We start from the raw sequence: 18,491 nt of genomic DNA, 5'->3' as shown, positions 1-18,491 counted from the left end.
TCGTTGAACATTACCCGGTCAGCTTCTACCGTCGGACGAGATAATAACAACATTACACCACTGTTAAGGGGCACTGCTCATGTCGTTCTCAGTGACTCAAAAAATCTCCCTGGGTTTCACCCTGCTGGTCATTTCGATTCTGGTCGTCGGCGGCGGCGGACTCTGGGGCAGCAGCCATATCAATCAACGTCTGCACCAGATCACCGAGCGCTCGCTTCCGCTCAGCGATGCCAGTTCCGGCCAATTAATCTCGCTGCAGCAGGCCGGTATCGCAATTCTGAAACTGCTGGCCGAGCAAGGCGCCGACAATGAGATGCGCGAGCAGATGCAGCAACAGTTCGAACAGCAACTGGTGCTGTTCGATCAGCAACAGGAGCGTTTGCTTCAACTGGTCGGTGATGATGCCCAACTGCAGCAACTGAGCAGCCAGACCGCCAGCATCAAGGCTGAATACGCCAGCGCGGCGGCCGAGCTGATGGCCCAGCATCAACAGCAGATCAGCGCCCTGCTGCGAGTGAAGCAAAAGCAGAGTCGCTTCCAACGTCAGATCGACAGCCTCAGTAACTGGGGCCAGCAATATATCTCCCGCGCCGCCAGCAACCCCAACGCCGCCTTAGGCGAAGCCCGCAGCCTGATGCGCGCCACCAACGATCACAAAAGCCAGCTGATCAACTATCAGCAAAGCGGTGACTTCCCGGCATTGGAAGAAGAGCTCAACGATACCAAGGGCGAGCTGCAAAGCGCGTTCGACGAACTACTGCAGGTCGATAGCAGCAGCGCACGAGTCAAGGTGCTGATCCGTGATCTGAACGAGCAGCTTTATTCCGACAACGGTTTGACTGCGCTCTACCGTCAAGCCTACCTGGGGGCACAACAGCTTGAGCAACAACTGCACCGCACCGAGCAGTTGCTGCAGCAGTCGCAGGACTCCGCCCAACAACTCAGCCTGCTGGCTCAGCAGCGCTCCGAGGCACTGCAGATCGAAGCCGACCAGGCCAGTCAGGTCAGCCAGATGCTGATCATCGCCCTGTTGATCGGCGCGACCCTGCTGGCCATCGTCACCAGTCTGGCATCGGTCAGGGCCATCTCCCGACCGCTGCGCAAGACCCTGACCCGTCTGGCCGAACTGGCCGAAGGCGATATGCAGGTCCGCTTCCCACAGAAGCAGGATGATGAATTCGGTCGTCTGGGCCGCGCACTCAACACCCTGGTCGATCAACTCTCGAGCACCCTGAATCAGATCAGTGCCGGCGCCGATCAACTGAACCGGGTGGCTGAGAGCAACGCCGAGATCAGCCGCAGCACCACCGACTCGATGGCCAGCCAGAGTCAGCAGCTGGAGCTGACCTCCTCGGCCGCCGCCGAGCTGGAATCCACCGTTGCCGAAGTTGCCAGCCATGCCGAAAGCACCCTGGTAGCGGTACAGCAGTGCAACCAGCTGGGCAGCGATGCCACCGAGCAGGTCCAACACACCCACGAACGGATCGAACAGCAGAGCAAGGCGCTCGAGTCCGCCGTCAAGGACAGCGACCAGCTACGCAGTTACGGTCAGCAGATCGATTCGATCCTGGACACGATCGGGGATATCGCCGAGCAAACCAACCTGCTGGCGCTGAACGCCGCGATCGAGTCCGCCCGTGCCGGTGAGCACGGCCGTGGATTCGCGGTGGTCGCCGATGAGGTTCGCAAACTGGCCGGCCGCACCCAGAACTCGACCCACGAAATCCAGCAGATGGTGGAGAATATGCAGACCAGCATCCGCCGGGTCAGCGATGTGATCAGCGACAGCGTCGAGCAGTCGCGCCTGTGTGTCAGCAGTGCCGACAGTTCAAGGGATGCGTTGCAGCAGATCGATCAGGCCACCGCCGAGATCCACCGCATGAGCACCCAGATCGCCGAAGCCGCCACCCAGCAGAAGGTGGCGGTCGAAGAGGTCAGTCGAACGCTGGTGACCATCAACCAGGATGCCGGCGATACCGCCAGCGGCGCCGAACAGGTCTCCCATGCCAGCGAACAGCTGGTCGATATCGCGCACCAGCAGCAGGACCTGATCAACCACTTCAAACTGCCGCCGAACAGCGCAGTATCGGAATCCAAATCCAACCCCGGAACGGCTTGAGTAAGCTCAATTTGAGCCACTGCTAGACAGCGGCCTGCTGGCCGCTGCCACCGGGTTTTTGCTACCATGCTCGCAACCGTGTCGAGGCCGATTCCACGCCTTGGCTCTAGTCATGTTAGGGATTCGAGTATGCAACTAACCCACCGTTTTCGACGCCTGCGTCGCACCAGCGCGCTGCGCGATATGGTCCGTGAAACTCAACTGTCCGTCGACGACCTGATCCTGCCGATCTTTATCGAGGAAGGGATCAGCGAGCCGGTCGAGATCAAGACTCTGCCCGGTGTAAGCCGCTATCCGGAAGAGCAGCTGCCGGAACTGGTTCAGCAAGCCTGGGACGCCGGTATCAAATCGGTAATCCTGTTCGGCATCTCACACCACAAGGACGCGATCGGGTCCGACACCTGGAACGAAGACGGCCTGCTGGCGCGGATGATCCGCAGCGCCAAGGAAGCCGCGCCGGAGATGGTGGTGATCTCCGACAACTGCTTCTGCGAATATACCGAGCATGGCCACTGCGGCGTGATCTGCGACCACGACGTCGACAACGATGCCACCCTGGCCAATCTGCAGAAGCAGGTGCTGACCGCAGCCCGTGCCGGGGTCGACATGATCGCTCCGTCTGGGATGATGGACGGTATGATCGCGGCGATCCGCGAAGCACTGGACGCCAACGGCTTCGAGCATATTCCGGTGATGTCCTACTCCACCAAGTTCTCATCCAACTTCTACGGCCCGTTCCGTGAAGCGGTCGACAGCAACTTCAACGGTACCCGCGACAGCTACCAGCTCGACTACGGCAATCGCCGCGAGGCACTGGCTGAGTCGCTGCGCGATGTCGAAGAGGGCGCCGACATCCTGATGGTCAAACCCGGCATCGCCTACCTCGACCTGCTCAGCGATATTCACCAGCACACCCACAAGCCGTTGGCGGTTTACCAGGTCAGCGGCGAATACGCGATGATCCAGTTCGGCCACCAGGCCGGCGCCATCGACGGACCGTCGGTGATGATGGAGAGCCTGGTCGCGTTCAAGCGCGCCGGTGCCGACCTGATCATCACCTACTTCGCGCTGGATGCCGCCAAGCTGCTGAAGCAGTAACGACCCGCAGCTGTTACCCTGTTGCTGATCAACGGCAACAGGGCCTTTATATGAATAGCTCCATGCGCCACCCCGCCAGCCAAGTACTCTACCTGGCCTACGGCTCCAACCTACACCCACAGCGCCTTGGCGCCCGCCTGAGCCGATGCACCCTAGTGGCTCGAGTCGAAATTGCCGACCGACGCTTGGATTTCTCCAAGCGTAGCCGAGACGGCAGCGGCAAGTGCACCCTGACCGAACTTCCCGGCCATACCAGCTTCGGCGCCCTGTTCCAGATTCCTGCCGATCAGATTCCACTACTCGATCGCATTGAAGGGGGCTACCAACGGTTGTCCATTGGGCTGGATCTCGATGGGCAGCGGCAGGAAGGCTTTACCTACCTTGCCGAACCGGCCTTGATCAAGACAACACTGCTCCCGTTTGACTGGTACCTGGCACTGGTCACCCAGGGGGCGCGTTATCTGGGGTTTCCCCGTCATTACCAACAGCAGTTGGCTACCCAGCCGAGCCGCCAGGACCTGCGTCCCGAGGCCGAGCTCAGTTATCAACAAATGGCACCGCTTGATCATCCGGATCATCGCCGCTGTCAGCACGAACTGCTGGAAGCGAAACTGATCGACTGGAGGATTTGATTGAATTGAGCGCCGGACCGGGCAGTGCGATACGCACCAGGGCGCTAATAGGAACCGCAATCCGGCGTCGCCCGGATTCGAACGACGCCTATCGCAGCGGGTATCACTGGTGGTTCGAACCAGCTTCAGTAGGTTGAAACACCACTTGGCTGGTCGTCAGCCTTCTGGCTCTCCAGCTGCTCGGTTTGCTGTTGTTCAACCGCCGGCTGTTGCTTTTCTTCCTGGCTTGGCAGGTACACATAGGTGTAAGTCAGCACAGCCAGGGTGAACAGGATGACGATGATTTCGCCTTTGCTGAAACCCGCTTGTGACTTCAGCGTCTTTTGCAATTGCTTTTGCATCGATAGTCCTTGGGATTATTCCAGGGTACTCGGAAGGTTTATTCGACCTCGACCAGCTCGTAGCTGTGGCTGATCTCCACACCACCCTTCTCCAGCATGATCGACGCAGAGCAGTACTGCTCTGCCGACAAGCTGACGGCCCGCTTGACGTGGGCTTCCTTGAGCTTGCGACCGGACACGACAAAGTGCAGATGGATCTTGGTAAATACCGCCGGTACCGCGTCAGCCCGTTCGGCCTCGATCTCGGTACGACAGTCGACCACATCCTGACGGGTTTTCTTCAGGATGCTCATCACATCGAAACTGGAACAACCTCCCAGTCCCAGCAGTACCATCTCCATCGGTCGGGCGCCCTGATTCTTGCCGCCGTGATCCTCCGGGCCATCCATGGTGTAGGTGTGGCCGGTGCCGGTGGTGCCGTCGAAGCGGGCGTCGCCGCCCCAATTGATGCTGACTTTCATACGAGGAATTCTGCTCTTTTAATTATTCGGTTTGGAAGTGTTCGGTTTTGGTTGGCTCAGCGCTTAAGCAAATAGCGCCTTCAGCTCGCTGCCCGGCTCATCGGCCCGCATAAAGGCCTCACCGACCAGGAAGGCATGGACATCATGGTCCCGCATCGCCTGCACATCGTCACGATTGAGAATGCCGCTCTCGGTAACCACCAGACAGTCAGCCGGAATTGAATCCAGTAGCTGATAGGTGTTGTTCAGGCTAACCTCGAAGCTATGCAGGTCGCGGTTGTTGATACCGACCAGTTTGGCGTCCACTTTCAGAGCCCGTTGCAGCTCTTCGGCATTATGCACTTCGATCAGCACATCCATGCCCAGCTCAACGGCCAGGTCATGCAAGCTGCTCAGCTGGGCATCATCCAGCGCCGCAACGATCAGCAGGATACAGTCTGCACCCAAAGCACGGGCTTCGACCACCTGATAGGGATCGATAATAAAGTCCTTACGGATCACCGGTAGCGCGCAGGCGCGTCGGGCCTGCTGCAGGTAGGCATCGCCACCCTGGAAGAAGTCCACATCGGTCAGCACCGACAGACAGCTGGCACCACCCTTTTGATAGCTTTGCGCAATCGCGGCCGGATCGAAGTTCTCCCGAATCACCCCTTTGCTGGGCGAGGCTTTCTTGGCCTCGGCGATTACCGCCGAACGTCCCTCAGCAATGGTGCTACGCATCGACGCGACAAACCCACGGGGAGCGTACCAGTCGTCGGCTTGCTGGGATTCGATCTGACGGTACAGATCTTCGATCGATACCTTGGCGCTACGCTCGGCAATCTCTTCACGCTTGCGTTGCAGGATCTTCAACAAAATGGTCGGGGTATTCATCAACAACGGTAACCTTATCTGTTTTTCTGCTTATTCAGCCAGCTGGTTGGACAGCTCCACCAGCGCCGCCAGTTTGGCTTCGGCGCTGCCGTCCTGCAAGATCGCAGCGGCCTTGTCGACACCGGTCTGCAGCGACTCGGCCAACCCGGCCACGTAGATCGCCGCACCGGCATTGAGTTTGATGATATCGGCGGCGGCACCGGCCTTGCCGGAAAGCACGTCGCGAACCAGCACCAGCGACTGCTCGGCATTCTCGACCACCAGCGGATCCAGCGGCTGGCTATTCAGCCCCAGTTGCTCCGGCGTCAGTGTGTACTCACTGATCTGACCGTCTTTCAGCTCGGCCACCAGCGTCGGCCCGGCAATACTGATCTCGTCCAGACCATCTTCAGCATGTACCACCATCACGTGACGGCTGCCCAGGCGCTGCAGCACTTCCGCCAACGGCCGCACCCAGTCACTGCTGAACACACCCAGCACCTGATTCGGCGCTCCGGCCGGATTGGTCAACGGGCCAAGCACGTTGAATACGGTGCGTACCCCCATCTCACGACGCGGGCCGATCGCATGTTTCATGGCACTGTGGTGAGCCGGCGCAAACATAAAACCGACACCCAGCTGTTCGATACACTGGCCAACCTGTTCCGGCGACAGTCCCAGGTTCACTCCGGCGGCCTCGAGCAGATCCGCGCTACCGCTGGAGCTGGAGATCGAGCGGTTGCCATGCTTGGCTACCAGCCCCCCGGCGGCGGCCACCACAAAGGAGCCGGCAGTGGAGACATTGAAGATACCGGCACCATCGCCGCCGGTACCGCAGGTATCGACCACATGATCACCGCTGACCTGCACGCCGGAAGCCAGCTCGCGCATCACCTGGGCGGCACCGGCCACCTCGTCGACGGTCTCACCCTTCATCCGCAATGCGATCAGGAAGCCGCCGATCTGAGCCTGGGTTGCCTCGCCGGTCATGACGGTACGCATCACCGACCGCATCTGTTCTGAAGTTAGGCTCTCGCCTTCGGTCAGGGCTTTGATCGCCGCCTGAATTTCCATCTGCTTCTCCGCTTCTGAGCTATTGGCTTCGTGGGTCGGTATTAGGCTTATTCGAGCTTACTCGGGCTGAGTCGGTTTCACTCAGCGGTCGAGGAAGTTTTTCAGCATCTTGTGACCGTGATCGGTCAGGATCGACTCGGGGTGGAACTGCACCCCTTCGATATCGAGGGTTTTGTGCCGGACCCCCATAATCTCTTCCACCTGCCCCTCTTCGGTCTCGGTCCAGGCGGTAACCTCGAGGCAATCGGGCAGACTCTCCTGCGCGATCACCAGCGAGTGGTAACGGGTGGCATCGAACGGGTTATCCAGGCCCTGAAACACCCCTTTGTCGTGGTGGAACACCTTGGACACCTTGCCGTGCATTACCTGGCCGGCGCGGACAATCTCGCCGCCGAACACCTGGCCGATGCTCTGATGCCCCAGGCAGATCCCCAAAATCGGCAGTTTCCCGGCAAAGTGCATGATCGCCTCCATCGAGATCCCGGCCTCATTCGGAGTACAGGGACCGGGAGAGATCACCAGATGGTCGGGGTTCAGCGCCTCGATCTTCTCGATGCTGATCTCGTCGTTGCGGTAGACCTGCACATCGGCCCCCAACTCACCAAAATACTGCACCACGTTGTAGGTGAAGGAGTCGTAGTTGTCGATCATCAGCAGCATGGGTAAACCTATCTATCGCGGGCTGTCCGGCCGTTACGGCTGTGGTTAAAGGCCGGTCATTATGTCGCAGTTATCGGGTAGATGCGAGTCCGTGCCCAAGCCGACTAACGGCGCTTCAACTCCGCCAGCAGGGCTTGGAAAGCGGCGGTCAGATCCGGATCGCCGCCGGCCAGGGACAGACCCCGTTGGGCCAACTGCTGCGCCCGTGCACGATCATTCATATGCAGTCGCAAACGGGCCAGCTGCAGGTACACCATCGGATCCCGCGGCGAGATCCGCTGGGCGCGTTCCAGCTGGGCCAGGGCTCCTCGCATATCACCCTGGGACTCCAGGGTATCGGCCTTCTCCATCAACGCCAACAGCGCCGGTGACGGCCCGCCATAGGTCACCGCACTGGGCGGTGCCTGCTGCGGTACGCTAGGGGTGATCGACTCGATGGGTTCGACCGGTTCAACCGGGTAGCTGCGGGCCGGCTCAGCGGGTTGCGGGCGACTCGGTTGTGAGCTGTCCGGTTGCGTGTACGTGGAGGCGGGAGGGTCGATACGCGTCGAGGGAGGAACCGAACCGGCGCTGCGCTGGCTGCGATCTTCGATCGGAACGTTATAGTTCGGAGCCGCACAGCCCACCAGAAACAACATCAGCAGCAGAGCCGACGACAGGTTCAGCGGCAGCGATTGGGATAAAAGCGGTTTCATCTTCGGTTCCGGGCAAAACCTCAGTTTAATCCCGACGCTAACCCCCGAACAAGCGCCGGAACCAGTCGGAGGCCCGCTGTACCGGAGCCTGAAGGCCGCAACTGTGCTTGGTCTGCGGTTCAGACCCGGCGATGAACGGGATCAGACGGGCATTCGGGCAGCCCTGCTCGGTCTGCGCGCCCAGGCTTTCATCAACCCAAAGGTATTCAACATTGGGCGGCGGTACCGCCTGATAGCTGGCCGGACGCAGCTTGGCCATCAATTCGGCCCAGACCTTCAACGCACCACTGCTGCCGGTCAACGGGGTTGGCCGGTTGTCATCATGACCCAGCCAGACCACCGCCAGGTAGTCGCCGGTGAAACCGGCAAACCAGCTGTCGCGCTGATCGTTGGTGGTACCGGTCTTACCGGCCATATTGAGCGAACCGGGGAAGCGTCGATAGAGCGACTTTGCGGTCCCTTCCCGTACGGTTTCCTGCAGCGCGTACTGCAGCAGATGAATCGGTGCCGGATCAAACTGCTGCTGCAGCTCAAACGGATAACTCGACAGCAGCGAACCCTCGGCGGTCAGCACCGAGCGAATCGCTCGCTGCGGGGTCTCGAAACCGTTAGCGGCGATGGTCTGGTATAGCTGCGATACCTCCAACGGACTGAGGCTCAACGAGCCCAGTAAGGTTGCCGGATAGGGCTTGATATCACGCCGTACCCCCAGTCGTTCAAGCGCATCGATCACCCGCGCCATACCCTGATCCATCCCCAGGTTTGCAGTGGCCAGGTTATAGGAGCGCGATAGCGCCTGGTGCAGCGGTACCCGACCATGGGCTTTCTTATCGAAGTTATTGGGGCTCCAGACCGAACCGTCCGGGTTTTGAAGTTGCAAAGGCTGATCTTCAATAGGGGTCGACAGGGTGTACTGTTCGGGCCGTTCCAACGCTGCCAGATAGACGGCCGGTTTGACCAGCGAACCGATCGGCCGGATCGCATCCAGCGCCCGGTTGAAGCCCTGATAGCGTGGTTCGCGATCACCAACCACGGCTACCACTTCGCCGGTCTGACTGTTGGCCACCACCATCGCGCCCTGCAGCCCCTTGAGTTTTTTGCCGTGATGTTTCTGCAACCGGGCCGTGACTTGCTTAAGGCTCGCTTCGGCCTGACGCTGTACGATCGGATCCAGACTGGTGAACACCTGTAACCCCTCGGATGACAGGTCCTCCTGGCGGTACTCCTTACGCAGTTGGCGCTTGACCAGATCCAGGTAGGCCGGGAAGGCCCCCTTGGTCAGGCTGCTCTTGGCCACTACTCCCAGCGGTCGGCGACTGAGCTGCTCTGCCTGAGCTTCGCTGATCAGGCCCTGCTGGCCCAACAGCTTCAACACCAGATTACGGCGCTGAGTAGCCCGCTCAGGTCGGCGGCGCGGGTCGTAATAGGACGGCCCTTTGACCAAGCCGGCCAGCAACGCCAGCTGATCTACCGACAGGCTGTCGAGTGGCCTACCGAAGTAGTAATTACTGGCCAATCCAAAACCGTGAATCGCTCGCGAGCCGGCTTGCCCCAGGTAGACCTCATTGAGGTAGGCCTGAAGAATTTCGTCCTTGCTGTAGTGCAGCTCCAGCAGCATCGCCATCGGCGCTTCGGTCAGCTTTCGTGCCAGGCTTCGCTCGCTGGTCAGGAAGTAGTTTTTCACCAGCTGCTGGGTCAGGGTACTGCCGCCCTGCACCAGGCGACCGGCGCGGACATTGGCCCACATAGCCCGCGCGATCCCCTTCAGTGAGATCCCGTGGTGAGTGTAGAAATTGCGGTCTTCGACGGCGATCAACGCCTGCACCAGCGTCTCGGGAACCTGATCGAGCTTAACCAGCTCTCGATCCTCGTTATCGGCCGGATAGATTCCACCGACCAGCACCGGCTCCAACCGGGCGACCGCCAACGAGCGCCCGCCGCTGCTGAGTGTCTGCAACCGACCATCGCCGAATCGCAGGTCCAACGGTCGTGACGGTTCGGCACCGTCAGCAAACTCAAACCCACGACTGACCAGCTCGACCCGCCAGGACTGAACCTTGGCTTCGCCGGGACGACGCGGACGATCGACCATTCGATAGCCCAGCTGCTTCAGCTCGATCGCCAACTCATCGGCGCGCAGATCCCGACCGGCGTAGAGCTCCAGCGGTCGAGCATAAACCTTGGCCGGCAACGCCCAACGCTTGCCCTCGAACTTGCTGCGGATACTGGCATCCAGATAGACCAGCCCCAACGCCGCCAATACCGACAGCGCCAGCCCTAACTTGAACAGCAAACCCCACAGCGACCGACGCTGTCCGGATTTCTTAGCCTTGCCGGCTTTAGCAGCGGCCGCTTTTGATTTAACACTCTTTTTCGCCATGGCGCGCAGTATAATCGACTCTGTTGAATGAATGGGAACTGACCGAGATGACGAGTGCCGAACTGATCAACAATCTGCAGCATCCGCAACGATTCGAGCATCCGATCACAACCTTCGAGCTGATCGAAACCCATATCTCCTGGGTGCTATTGACCGGTCCTTACGCCTATAAATTCCGCAAACCGGTCGATTTCGGTTTTCTCGACTTTACCACGCTGGAAAAACGCTTCGATGACTGCCTTAACGAGCTGCGGTTAAACCGACGTTTTTCACCCGCGCTCTACCATGGGCTGGTTAAAATCATCGGTACCCCTCAGGCCCCCCAACGGGTCAACGTCGATGAATCCGAGCCACTCGATCCGCAGGCCCTCGACTATGGGGTGCAGATGCGCCAGTTCGATCAGCCACAACTGCTGAGCGAGCTGGAACTACAGCATCGGCTACCCGAAGCCGAACTGCTGCAACTGGCCACCGAGCTGGCCGAGATTCATGCCAAGGCCCCCAGCGCCCTGCCCGAGCCAGGTCTGGGCAGCGTAGAAACCGTGCGCTACGTGATGCAGCAGAACTTTGACCAGTGCCGTCCCTATCTTGAGCGACTCGAGGCCGATGAGTCGGATCTGCTGCAGCGGCTGAACCGGGTAGAACAACAGTATCGACAGCGCTTCGCCGACCAGCAGGTCTTGCTGCAGCAACGCCAGGATCAGGGCCTGATCCGCGAATGCCACGGCGATCTACACCTGGGCAACATAGCCCTGGTGGACGGTCGCGCCTGCCCGTTCGACTGCATCGAATTCAACCCGCGTTATCGCTGGCTCGATCCGCTCAATGACCTGGCTTTTCTGTTGATGGATCTGCAACTGCGCGGCCATCGTCAGCTGAGCTACCAACTGCTGAATCGCTACCTGGAGCAGAATCCGGATTACACCGGCGCCAGCCTGATGCCCCTGTATATGGCCTACCGCGCGATGGTACGGGCCAAGGTTAGCCTGCTGAGCAGCGGCGAGCCGGGTCTGCCACTGCCCCCCGCGCTACGGGACGACCTGCTGCAACACCTGCAACTGGCGGAACAACTGCTGCAATCCACACCAGACACGGATCGGGGACGACTGGTATTGATGCAAGGGCCTTCCGGCAGCGGTAAGAGCTGGCTGTCGCAACAGTTACTGGACCAGCAACCCTGGCTGCGTCTTCGATCGGATCGACTCCGCAAACAGTTGCATCAACGGCAACCGGAGTTGCCCCGCTACGGAGATAGCCTCAACCAGGCCACCTATCGACAGCTGCTTGTGGATTGCTCCAGCCTGATGGCACAGGGCTTCGATGTGATTATCGATGCTGCTCTTCTCCGGGCGGATCAACGCCGTCCGTTTATCGAACAAGCCGGGCAGCATGGCTGGTCGGTCAACATCTTGTGCTGCGATGCCAACGCATCCCGATTGGCCGAACGGATCGAAATCCGGCAATCAAGCCAGGATCCATCGGAGGCTACCGTGGCGGTGATGGAGCAGCAGCTGCAGAATCGGGAGCCGCTATCAGAGGAGGAGGCGGCGGTCAGTATCCAGATCGATACCGACCGACCGGAGCAGGTCGAAGCCTGCTTGAGACTGTTAAGTCGGAATTAGCTTATCCCTCGCGCTCGAGGTCGCGCACGATATTGCGCATGGTCTTCCAGGTCTCGACATCGATCGGACCGGCGTGGCGATAACGCACGATGCCCTTGGCATCGACGATATAAGTCTCCGGTGCGCCGTAGACACCCAGATCAAAACCCAGCTTGCCCTTGGGGTCGAAGATGTTGAACACGTAAGGGTTCTCGTACACCCGCAGCCACTTCTGGGCTTCCGGGGCGGTATCCTTGTAGTTCAAACCCACGATAGGAATGTTGTCATCGCGGGCGATGCTCAGCAGCTGCGGGTGTTCGACCTTACAGGACGGACACCAGGTCGCCCAGATATTGACCAGATGAGGCTGCTTAGGCAGATCCACCTTGGTCAATTGCTTGGCCTGATCCTGCAGGGCACTGAGTTCAAAGGCCGGAAAGGGTTTCCCCACCAGTGCCGACGGCAGCTCACGCGGGTTCAGCGAAAGCCCCTTGAACAGGAACGCCCCGAGTACAAGCGCCAGAATGATCGGAATAAAAAGTAACGCACGGCGCGTATTCATGATCTTAACTACTCCAAACTCGAATCAGCTGGACGCTTTAGCAGCGCCCATCCGTTTACGACTGTAACGTTTGTCCATCGCTGCCAGCAGGCCACCGATCGACATAAAGATGGCGCCTAGCCAGATCCAGCGCACAAACGGCTTGAACTGGAACCGAACCGCCCAGGCACCGTCCTCCAACTCTTCACCCAGCGCCACATAGAGATCACGGAACAGGCCCGGATCGATCGCCGCTTCGGTCATGATTTGACGGGTGGTGGTGTAGAAGCGCTTCTCAGGGGCCAGTGTCGTGTAGGGACGACCATCCAGGGTGACTTCGAACACCCCTTGATCACTGACGAAGTTCGGACCTTCGATTTTACGCACATCGGTAAAGGTCAGACTGTAATCACCCAACGTCATGGTATCGCCGATCGCCATCCGCAGATCACGTTCGTCGTTGTAGATCGTCACCATGGTGATACCGACAATGGTGATACCGACGCCGATGTGGGCCAGCACCATGCCCCAGAACGCCCGCGACAGTTTGAATACCGCCGCCAGCTTGTCGCTCTTGTTGGCGACCTTGTTCATCACATCACGGAACGAGATGAACAGCACCCAGGCCATCAGCCCACCGCCCAACGCGCCCCACCAGTCCATTGCGCCAGCGTAGACAAATGGAGTGGCGACACCGGCCAGCACACAGAGCAGCGCGATAACACCGAGGGTGCGCCACATCTGACCACCGTTACGCTTCCAGCGCGACAGGGTACCGACACCGATAAACAGCGTCAGCAGACTCATGAACGGAACGAAGAAGGCATTGAAATAGGGAGGTCCTACCGACAGCTTACCCATACCCAGTGCGTCAACGATCAGCGGGTACAGGGTACCCAGCAGTACGGTGATACAGACCACGGTCAGGATAATGTTGTTGACCAGCAGGAAGCTTTCACGCGACACCAGGGTGAAGTTGGAATCGCTTTTCACGCTAGGGGCCTTGAGGGCGTAGAGCAACAGCGACCCACCGACGGTGATCGCCAGCAGCACCAGCACGAACATACCGCGGGTCGGGTCGGTGGCGAAGGCGTGTACCGAGGTCAGCACCCCGGAACGCACCAGGAAGGTACCCAGCAGGCTCAGCGAGAAGGCGAAGATCGCCAGTAGCAGGGTCCAGTTCTTGAATACGCCGCGCTTCTCGGTCACCGCCAGCGAGTGTACCAGCGCGGTACCGATCAACCAGGGCATAAAGGAGGCGTTTTCAACCGGATCCCAGAACCACCAGCCGCCCCAACCCAGCTCGTAGTAGGCCCACCAGCTGCCCAGCGCGATACCCAGAGTCAGGAATACCCAGGCCACGTTGGTCCAGGGGCGCGACCAGCGCGCCCAGGCCGCATCCAACTTACCGCTCAACAGCGCCGCTATAGCAAAGGCGAACGCCACCGAGAAGCCCACATAGCCCATATAGAGCATCGGCGGATGGAAGATCAGTCCCGGATCCTGCAGCAGTGGATTCAGATCGGCGCCGTCGGCCGGAAAATTAGGCAGGTAACGGGTAAACGGACTGGAAGTCAGCAGTACAAACAGGCCGAAACCGATGATGATGATCCCCATCACCGCCAGCACTCGCGCCAGGATCTCCTGTGGCATCTCTTTACTGAAGATGCTGACCGCGAAGGTCCAACAAGCCAGGATCCACAGCCACAGCAGCAGCGAGCCCTCGTGGCCGCCCCAGACCGCACTGAGTTTGAACTCCAGCGGCAGCGCCGTATTGGAGTGATTGGCGACGTACTGGACCGAGAAGTCATCGGTCCAGAAGGCGTAAAACAGACAGCCAAAGCTGAAGGTCAGCAGCGCAAAGACTCCGGCAGTCAACGGACGGGCATAACCCATCAGCTGGGCGTTTCCGCTACTGGCGCCCACCAGCGGCACGACCGCCAGGGCAATACTCAGGCACAGCGCTAGAATCAGCGAGAAGGTACCAAACTCGGGGATCATCGGCGCTTAACCTCCGGCCTTAGGTGTTGCATCCTGACCGTCAGCCGTCTTACCGGCTGCGTCCAGGGCTTCCTGTACTTCGGGGGGCATGTAGTTTTCATCGTGCTTGGCCAGCACTTCAGACGCTACAAAGATGCCCTGCTCGTTCATTTCACCCATCGCCACAATACCCTGCCCTTCGCGGAACAGGTCGGGCAGGATGCCGGTGTATTCAACGGTGATGTCGGATTCGTAGTCGGTCAGACCAAAGTTAACCTTCAGGCTCTGCTGGTCACGATTGACACTGCCGTCCACCACCATGCCACCGGCACGGATCCGTTGGCCGATCGGTGCTTCACCGCTGGCGATCTGAGTCGGTGAAAAGAACAGGTTGATGTTCTGATTCAGCGCATAGAGCGACAAACCGACGGCGGCACTCACACCCACGACAATAGACAGCACGAGTGCCAGTCGTTTTTTGCGTTTGGGGGTCATCTTCAACTACCTCAAAAACTAGAATTCTTGCTCGGTCATCCAGGTTTACTGCGCTCTTATTGCACGACCTGATCGATCAACACGGTGACCGGCTGCTGATGGCCACTGACCGCCACCGGAGTCACCTGACCACGCAGGTCGCCCGGCTGCAGGTTGACATCACCAGAGCGGCTGACACTGGCCCGCAGCTGCACCTGCTGGTGGGCAGACAGCTTGGCCATCGGCGTCATTGCCATTGAATCGTCCAAAATCAGTTCGGCGGGCAGATCGCTCAATTTCAGGCGCGCAGCTGCCAGCGGCATTTTCGGTCCATCGACCGGTTGGGCGAACACGAACACCGTGGTGTCGGCGGCCAAACCGTTGGCCAGTTCCGGCGCCAGCTCCACCCGTACCGGGATCAGCGCCGCCATGGCGGGATCGGTTTCACTAGGTGCAGCACTCGGTGCTGCCGGAATCTTCGGTTCGTAGACCACGCCCTGCTGGGCCAGATTGGCTTTGGCCTGCTCGATCATGTCGACCACACCGTTACGGCTGGGGCTTTCCGGATCGGTCTCGATCAGTTGGGTCCAATATTCGATTGCGGCGATGAAGTCGCCCTGGGTATAGGCCGCGATGCCCTGCAGTCCGAGTGCACCCGGATCCTCCGGATTCAGCTCCAAGGCCTTATCCAGTAGTTGTTGTACCTCGTCGGTTACCCGGTGATCGTTGACGAAGTAAAGCGCCTGGGCCTGCTGGCTCAAAATTTCGGCCTGCTCACCGATCAGATCGGTCAAGCGTCCGTAAGCCCAAGCCGCTTCCTTATAGTTCTCCAGCGTCATGTAGGTGCGGGCCAGGATAAACCAGCCTTCGGGGTTGTCCGGTGACGCCTGCATCCGCTCACGGAGCATTTCCACCTGCTCTTCCAGTGACTGCGGATCATGCCCCTGCTGCTCTTCACCTTGCTGAACCACCGGTGCCGCCGGAATCGCCAGTTTATCGCTGGCGCCCCATTTCAGGTACATCACGATCGACAGTACCGGAACCAGTACACTCAGCCCCACCGGCAGCCAGATCGGTCCGCGCGAAGCGACAGCCGTTTGCTGTTGTGCTTCGGGTTCGTCGACCTCCTGCAGCAGGTTCTGTTCCAGCTCCAGCTTCAGCTCGTCGAAGGCAGTCTGATCCAGGTTACCTTGGGCCAGTTCCTTCTCCAGCTCAGCCAGTCGCTGCTTGAAAATTTCGATATTGAGCTGATTACGATCGACCGCGGAGAGTTGCTGCTGAGGATCTGCTTTGCGCAGCCAGGGCCACCAAATGAACACCAGCGTCAGCACGATCAATACGGCCATCATCGACCAAAAAAGCGTCATCATAATCAGTAATTACACCAAAGAGAGGGATCTCAAGTTTTCGGTTGTCACACCCGAACATATCGTTATTGCCGGTCAAGCGGGCCTCTGCGGGCACTTCACTGCTCCGGCGTCATCGTAGACAGCGAAGCGGGGCAAAAGTTTGACCGATTTTACGCCAGCGCAGCATTATACTGCTTTGGCCCCCTATCGACAGTGCACAACGGCCACCATCAACAGATTTTGATCAAGCCTAAAGCGATGACATATATCCCCGCATTGATCTAATGCAATTTCGGCCAAAGATAATGTTGCAGCCAAAGCACCTTAATGCAGACGAGAAATAAACGGGCTTGTTACCGTTGGTGAGGGATTAACAGCGGGAAGATCAGGATAAAGCGAGGAGAGTAAAACAAGGGAGGACGCAGCCCGTGATGGGCTACGTCCAGTACTCTTACTTGAGCATGTATTCGATGGCGGCCTTCAGCTCGTCATCGGTACAGGTGGCGCACAGACCCATCGGAGGCATCGCACCCTTACCGGACTTAGCGATGGCCAGCAGTCCGTCGATGCCGCCAGCAGCTTCCATACGAGGAGCCCAGGCAGCCGCGTCCTTAGTCTTAGGAGCGTTAGCAACACCAGCAGCGTGGCAAGTTACACATGCTTTGTTGTAGACAGCTTCGCCGTCAGCAAATACAGCAGTGCTCATCAGAGCAGCGGCAGCAAAAGCAATTACTTTTTTCATAATAATCAACCTATTACCTTCTCAAAAGTGATAGCTCGTGAAGAGCAGAGGAGACTATACCAGAAGTGAGGTTTCTTGAATAACCGGGAATTGGTCTAATTTCCCGAGATATTCGGCCTTAGTGGCCCGATCTCCCTCTCAACTTCGTTCTCCAAATCCTGAAAAATTCTGTCGATGAGCATTGTTGATCAGGCAACCTGAATATTGCCTTAAGGAAAGCCGGGGCGAGTTTCAGCTCAGTCCAGTGCCAACAGATCCTGGTAGTAATCCGGGTCGTCCCACTCCCGCGGCCCAAGAATCCGCTGCTGGACCATTCCCTGGGGATCGACGATCAGGGTATAGGGATAGACATTGACTCCCAGGGTATCGCTGGCAAATGCCATCTTGGCATCGCTGAGCTGGGGGAAACTGATCCCGTGCTCGACGAGAAAGCCCTTCACCGGCTCGGCCTGCTGATCGACATTGACCCCGACGACCACAAATCGCGCCGGGTCAAGCGCCTCGCTCAACCGCTGCAACGCCGGCATCTCCTTCACGCAGGGTGCACACCAGGTGGCCCACAGATTAACCACCAGGGTTTTACCGGCGTAATGCTGGAAAGATTGTGGCTTGCCATCCAGATCCGGCAGTACCACGTCGGCGATCGACGGTCCGGTCTCGGTCTCCGCTTCCGAGTCGCAACCAGCCAAACCGATCATCAGCAGCGAAGCCAGCAACAGCGTGGTGCAGCGTTTAATCATCTCCGGTTGAATCATGGTCAGCCCTGCGGTGATCGATGGGAACAGATGGAAATTGAGCGGCATCAAATTATCAGAACAAAGCGGTGATACCAACTGCCGGGCGGATTTAAAACCCGCAATCACTGTGGAATAATCGATCAACTCAACTGTCAGCCATCTCAGCCTGCGATTCTGCCCTATGATCAAACTGCCTACACTACCGCTGCCGAACTTCCCCATCAGCCAGCTGCCTTTTTCCGCCCTGCCGATCTCGGCACCCAAGCCGGCACTTCCCGCCGAGCTGCTGAAGAAAGTCTCCGTTAAAGCGATGCAGCAGGCCGGTAAGATCCCTTTCCCGGTGCAGCGCAAAGTGATGCTCAACCTGATGGAGCAAGCCTTCGCCGAGCCGTTGGAAGACGGCGACTTCGAGTTCCTCGAAGGCAAGTGGCTGAAAGTTGAAATCAGCGACCTGCAGCTGCGTTGGTTCTTCAGCTACAGCGAAGAAGATGGACTGATCGCCAGCCCTGACGAGATCGAAGATGCCGGCATCCGCGGTAACCTGAAAGAGTTCGTACTGCTGGCTACCCGCAGCGAAGACCCCGACAGCCTGTTCTTCCAGCGCCGTCTGATGATTGAAGGCGATACCGAAGTCGGGCTGGAAGTGAAGAACCTGATGGATAGCGTCGATCAGGACAGCCTGCCGCCGATGATCAAACTGATCCTCGATAAGGGTGCGCCGCTGCTTAACAAGCTCCTGTAAATCCCCCTTACTC

General features: G+C 58.9%; 18 protein-coding genes. 5 read left to right on the top strand and 13 right to left on the bottom strand.

The window, feature by feature from the left end:
• The first annotated feature begins 79 nt into the window (after positions 1-79).
• The 3 genes from ACO05M_RS06270 to ACO05M_RS06260 all read left to right on the top strand — a co-directional run bounded on the left by ACO05M_RS06270 (position 80) and on the right by ACO05M_RS06260 (position 3,849).
• Positions 80-2,119 (top strand): methyl-accepting chemotaxis protein, encoded by a 2,040-nt coding sequence (locus ACO05M_RS06270; RefSeq protein WP_421868995.1) that lies wholly within the window; start codon positions 80-82, stop codon positions 2,117-2,119.
• Positions 2,120-2,248: 129 nt separating this feature from the next.
• Positions 2,249-3,217, top strand: coding sequence for a porphobilinogen synthase (gene hemB / locus ACO05M_RS06265; protein ID WP_421868992.1), 969 nt, complete (start codon positions 2,249-2,251; stop codon positions 3,215-3,217).
• A 50-nt stretch (positions 3,218-3,267) separates the two neighbouring features.
• On the top strand, positions 3,268-3,849 hold the full coding sequence (locus tag ACO05M_RS06260; protein ID WP_421868989.1) for a gamma-glutamylcyclotransferase family protein: 582 nt from the start codon (positions 3,268-3,270) through the stop codon (positions 3,847-3,849).
• A gap of 125 nt (positions 3,850-3,974) precedes the next feature.
• On the opposite strand, the gene ACO05M_RS06255 is transcribed toward ACO05M_RS06260, so the two are convergent.
• From ACO05M_RS06255 to mrcB, 7 genes are all read right to left on the bottom strand, one after another.
• Complete coding sequence (locus tag ACO05M_RS06255; protein ID WP_421868986.1) at positions 3,975-4,190, bottom strand: hypothetical protein; 216 nt, start codon at positions 4,188-4,190, stop codon at positions 3,975-3,977.
• A gap of 38 nt (positions 4,191-4,228) precedes the next feature.
• The gene (locus ACO05M_RS06250; protein WP_421868983.1) at positions 4,229-4,651 is read right to left on the bottom strand and encodes an OsmC family protein; all 423 of its coding nucleotides are present in this window, start codon (positions 4,649-4,651) and stop codon (positions 4,229-4,231) included.
• A gap of 63 nt (positions 4,652-4,714) precedes the next feature.
• Positions 4,715-5,524 carry an indole-3-glycerol phosphate synthase TrpC gene (trpC, locus tag ACO05M_RS06245; RefSeq protein WP_421868981.1) on the bottom strand — a complete coding sequence of 270 codons (810 nt, stop codon included), beginning with the start codon at positions 5,522-5,524 and terminating at the stop codon, positions 4,715-4,717.
• A 30-nt stretch (positions 5,525-5,554) separates the two neighbouring features.
• Positions 5,555-6,577 (bottom strand): anthranilate phosphoribosyltransferase, encoded by a 1,023-nt coding sequence (trpD, locus tag ACO05M_RS06240; RefSeq protein ID WP_421868979.1) that lies wholly within the window; start codon positions 6,575-6,577, stop codon positions 5,555-5,557.
• Positions 6,578-6,658: 81 nt separating this feature from the next.
• Complete coding sequence (locus tag ACO05M_RS06235) at positions 6,659-7,237, bottom strand: anthranilate synthase component II (RefSeq protein WP_421868976.1); 579 nt, start codon at positions 7,235-7,237, stop codon at positions 6,659-6,661.
• Between the two features lie 104 nt (positions 7,238-7,341).
• Positions 7,342-7,932: a tetratricopeptide repeat protein gene (locus ACO05M_RS06230; RefSeq protein ID WP_421868972.1), complete on the bottom strand. Its 591-nt coding sequence runs from the start codon at positions 7,930-7,932 to the stop codon at positions 7,342-7,344.
• Positions 7,933-7,969: 37 nt separating this feature from the next.
• Positions 7,970-10,312, bottom strand: coding sequence for a penicillin-binding protein 1B (mrcB, locus tag ACO05M_RS06225; RefSeq protein ID WP_421868968.1), 2,343 nt, complete (start codon positions 10,310-10,312; stop codon positions 7,970-7,972).
• Between the two features lie 47 nt (positions 10,313-10,359).
• Here mrcB and ACO05M_RS06220 point away from each other — a divergent pair, with 47 nt between their 5' ends.
• A complete protein-coding gene (locus tag ACO05M_RS06220) occupies positions 10,360-11,934 on the top strand; it encodes an AAA family ATPase (protein WP_421868964.1) in 1,575 nt (524 codons plus the stop codon).
• A gap of 1 nt (position 11,935) precedes the next feature.
• On the opposite strand, the gene ACO05M_RS06215 is transcribed toward ACO05M_RS06220, so the two are convergent.
• The 6 genes from ACO05M_RS06215 to ACO05M_RS06190 form a co-directional block, all read right to left on the bottom strand.
• Entirely contained in the window at positions 11,936-12,475 is a 540-nt protein-coding gene (locus ACO05M_RS06215) for a DsbE family thiol:disulfide interchange protein (protein ID WP_114697151.1), read from the bottom strand.
• A 24-nt stretch (positions 12,476-12,499) separates the two neighbouring features.
• Entirely contained in the window at positions 12,500-14,455 is a 1,956-nt protein-coding gene (locus ACO05M_RS06210; RefSeq protein ID WP_421868961.1) for a heme lyase CcmF/NrfE family subunit, read from the bottom strand.
• Between the two features lie 6 nt (positions 14,456-14,461).
• Positions 14,462-14,929 (bottom strand): cytochrome c maturation protein CcmE, encoded by a 468-nt coding sequence (gene ccmE / locus ACO05M_RS06205; RefSeq protein ID WP_114697153.1) that lies wholly within the window; start codon positions 14,927-14,929, stop codon positions 14,462-14,464.
• 56 nt (positions 14,930-14,985) lie between these two features.
• Entirely contained in the window at positions 14,986-16,278 is a 1,293-nt protein-coding gene (gene ccmI / locus ACO05M_RS06200) for a c-type cytochrome biogenesis protein CcmI (protein WP_421868958.1), read from the bottom strand.
• A gap of 430 nt (positions 16,279-16,708) precedes the next feature.
• Entirely contained in the window at positions 16,709-16,963 is a 255-nt protein-coding gene (locus tag ACO05M_RS06195; protein WP_421870673.1) for a c-type cytochrome, read from the bottom strand.
• Between the two features lie 272 nt (positions 16,964-17,235).
• A complete protein-coding gene (locus ACO05M_RS06190) occupies positions 17,236-17,802 on the bottom strand; it encodes a TlpA family protein disulfide reductase (RefSeq protein WP_421868955.1) in 567 nt (188 codons plus the stop codon).
• A 115-nt stretch (positions 17,803-17,917) separates the two neighbouring features.
• Here ACO05M_RS06190 and ubiT point away from each other — a divergent pair, with 115 nt between their 5' ends.
• Positions 17,918-18,478 carry a ubiquinone anaerobic biosynthesis accessory factor UbiT gene (ubiT, locus tag ACO05M_RS06185; RefSeq protein WP_421868953.1) on the top strand — a complete coding sequence of 187 codons (561 nt, stop codon included), beginning with the start codon at positions 17,918-17,920 and terminating at the stop codon, positions 18,476-18,478.
• The last annotated feature ends 13 nt before the right edge of the window (positions 18,479-18,491 follow it).

The organism is Motiliproteus sp., assembly GCF_965230735.1.
Lineage (GTDB): Bacteria > Pseudomonadota > Gammaproteobacteria > Pseudomonadales > Balneatricaceae > Motiliproteus.
The sequence above is the reverse complement of the archived record's forward strand: the minus strand, read 5'-3'. Positions and strand labels throughout refer to the sequence as shown.

What these genes read in the sequence shown, in the direction of transcription:
- ACO05M_RS06270 (WP_421868995.1), top strand. Translation starts at nt 80, where the DNA reads ATGTCGTTCTCAGTGACTCAAAAAATCTCCCTGGGTTTCACCCTGCTG.
- hemB (WP_421868992.1), top strand. Translation starts at nt 2,249, where the DNA reads ATGCAACTAACCCACCGTTTTCGACGCCTGCGTCGCACCAGCGCGCTG.
- ACO05M_RS06260 (WP_421868989.1), top strand. Translation starts at nt 3,268, where the DNA reads ATGAATAGCTCCATGCGCCACCCCGCCAGCCAAGTACTCTACCTGGCC.
- ACO05M_RS06255 (WP_421868986.1), bottom strand. Translation starts at nt 4,190, where the DNA reads ATGCAAAAGCAATTGCAAAAGACGCTGAAGTCACAAGCGGGTTTCAGC.
- ACO05M_RS06250 (WP_421868983.1), bottom strand. Translation starts at nt 4,651, where the DNA reads ATGAAAGTCAGCATCAATTGGGGCGGCGACGCCCGCTTCGACGGCACC.
- trpC (WP_421868981.1), bottom strand. Translation starts at nt 5,524, where the DNA reads ATGAATACCCCGACCATTTTGTTGAAGATCCTGCAACGCAAGCGTGAA.
- trpD (WP_421868979.1), bottom strand. Translation starts at nt 6,577, where the DNA reads ATGGAAATTCAGGCGGCGATCAAAGCCCTGACCGAAGGCGAGAGCCTA.
- ACO05M_RS06235 (WP_421868976.1), bottom strand. Translation starts at nt 7,237, where the DNA reads ATGCTGCTGATGATCGACAACTACGACTCCTTCACCTACAACGTGGTG.
- ACO05M_RS06230 (WP_421868972.1), bottom strand. Translation starts at nt 7,932, where the DNA reads ATGAAACCGCTTTTATCCCAATCGCTGCCGCTGAACCTGTCGTCGGCT.
- mrcB (WP_421868968.1), bottom strand. Translation starts at nt 10,312, where the DNA reads ATGGCGAAAAAGAGTGTTAAATCAAAAGCGGCCGCTGCTAAAGCCGGC.
- ACO05M_RS06220 (WP_421868964.1), top strand. Translation starts at nt 10,360, where the DNA reads ATGACGAGTGCCGAACTGATCAACAATCTGCAGCATCCGCAACGATTC.
- ACO05M_RS06215 (WP_114697151.1), bottom strand. Translation starts at nt 12,475, where the DNA reads ATGAATACGCGCCGTGCGTTACTTTTTATTCCGATCATTCTGGCGCTT.
- ACO05M_RS06210 (WP_421868961.1), bottom strand. Translation starts at nt 14,455, where the DNA reads ATGATCCCCGAGTTTGGTACCTTCTCGCTGATTCTAGCGCTGTGCCTG.
- ccmE (WP_114697153.1), bottom strand. Translation starts at nt 14,929, where the DNA reads ATGACCCCCAAACGCAAAAAACGACTGGCACTCGTGCTGTCTATTGTC.
- ccmI (WP_421868958.1), bottom strand. Translation starts at nt 16,278, where the DNA reads ATGATGACGCTTTTTTGGTCGATGATGGCCGTATTGATCGTGCTGACG.
- ACO05M_RS06195 (WP_421870673.1), bottom strand. Translation starts at nt 16,963, where the DNA reads ATGAGCACTGCTGTATTTGCTGACGGCGAAGCTGTCTACAACAAAGCA.
- ACO05M_RS06190 (WP_421868955.1), bottom strand. Translation starts at nt 17,802, where the DNA reads ATGCCGCTCAATTTCCATCTGTTCCCATCGATCACCGCAGGGCTGACC.
- ubiT (WP_421868953.1), top strand. Translation starts at nt 17,918, where the DNA reads ATGATCAAACTGCCTACACTACCGCTGCCGAACTTCCCCATCAGCCAG.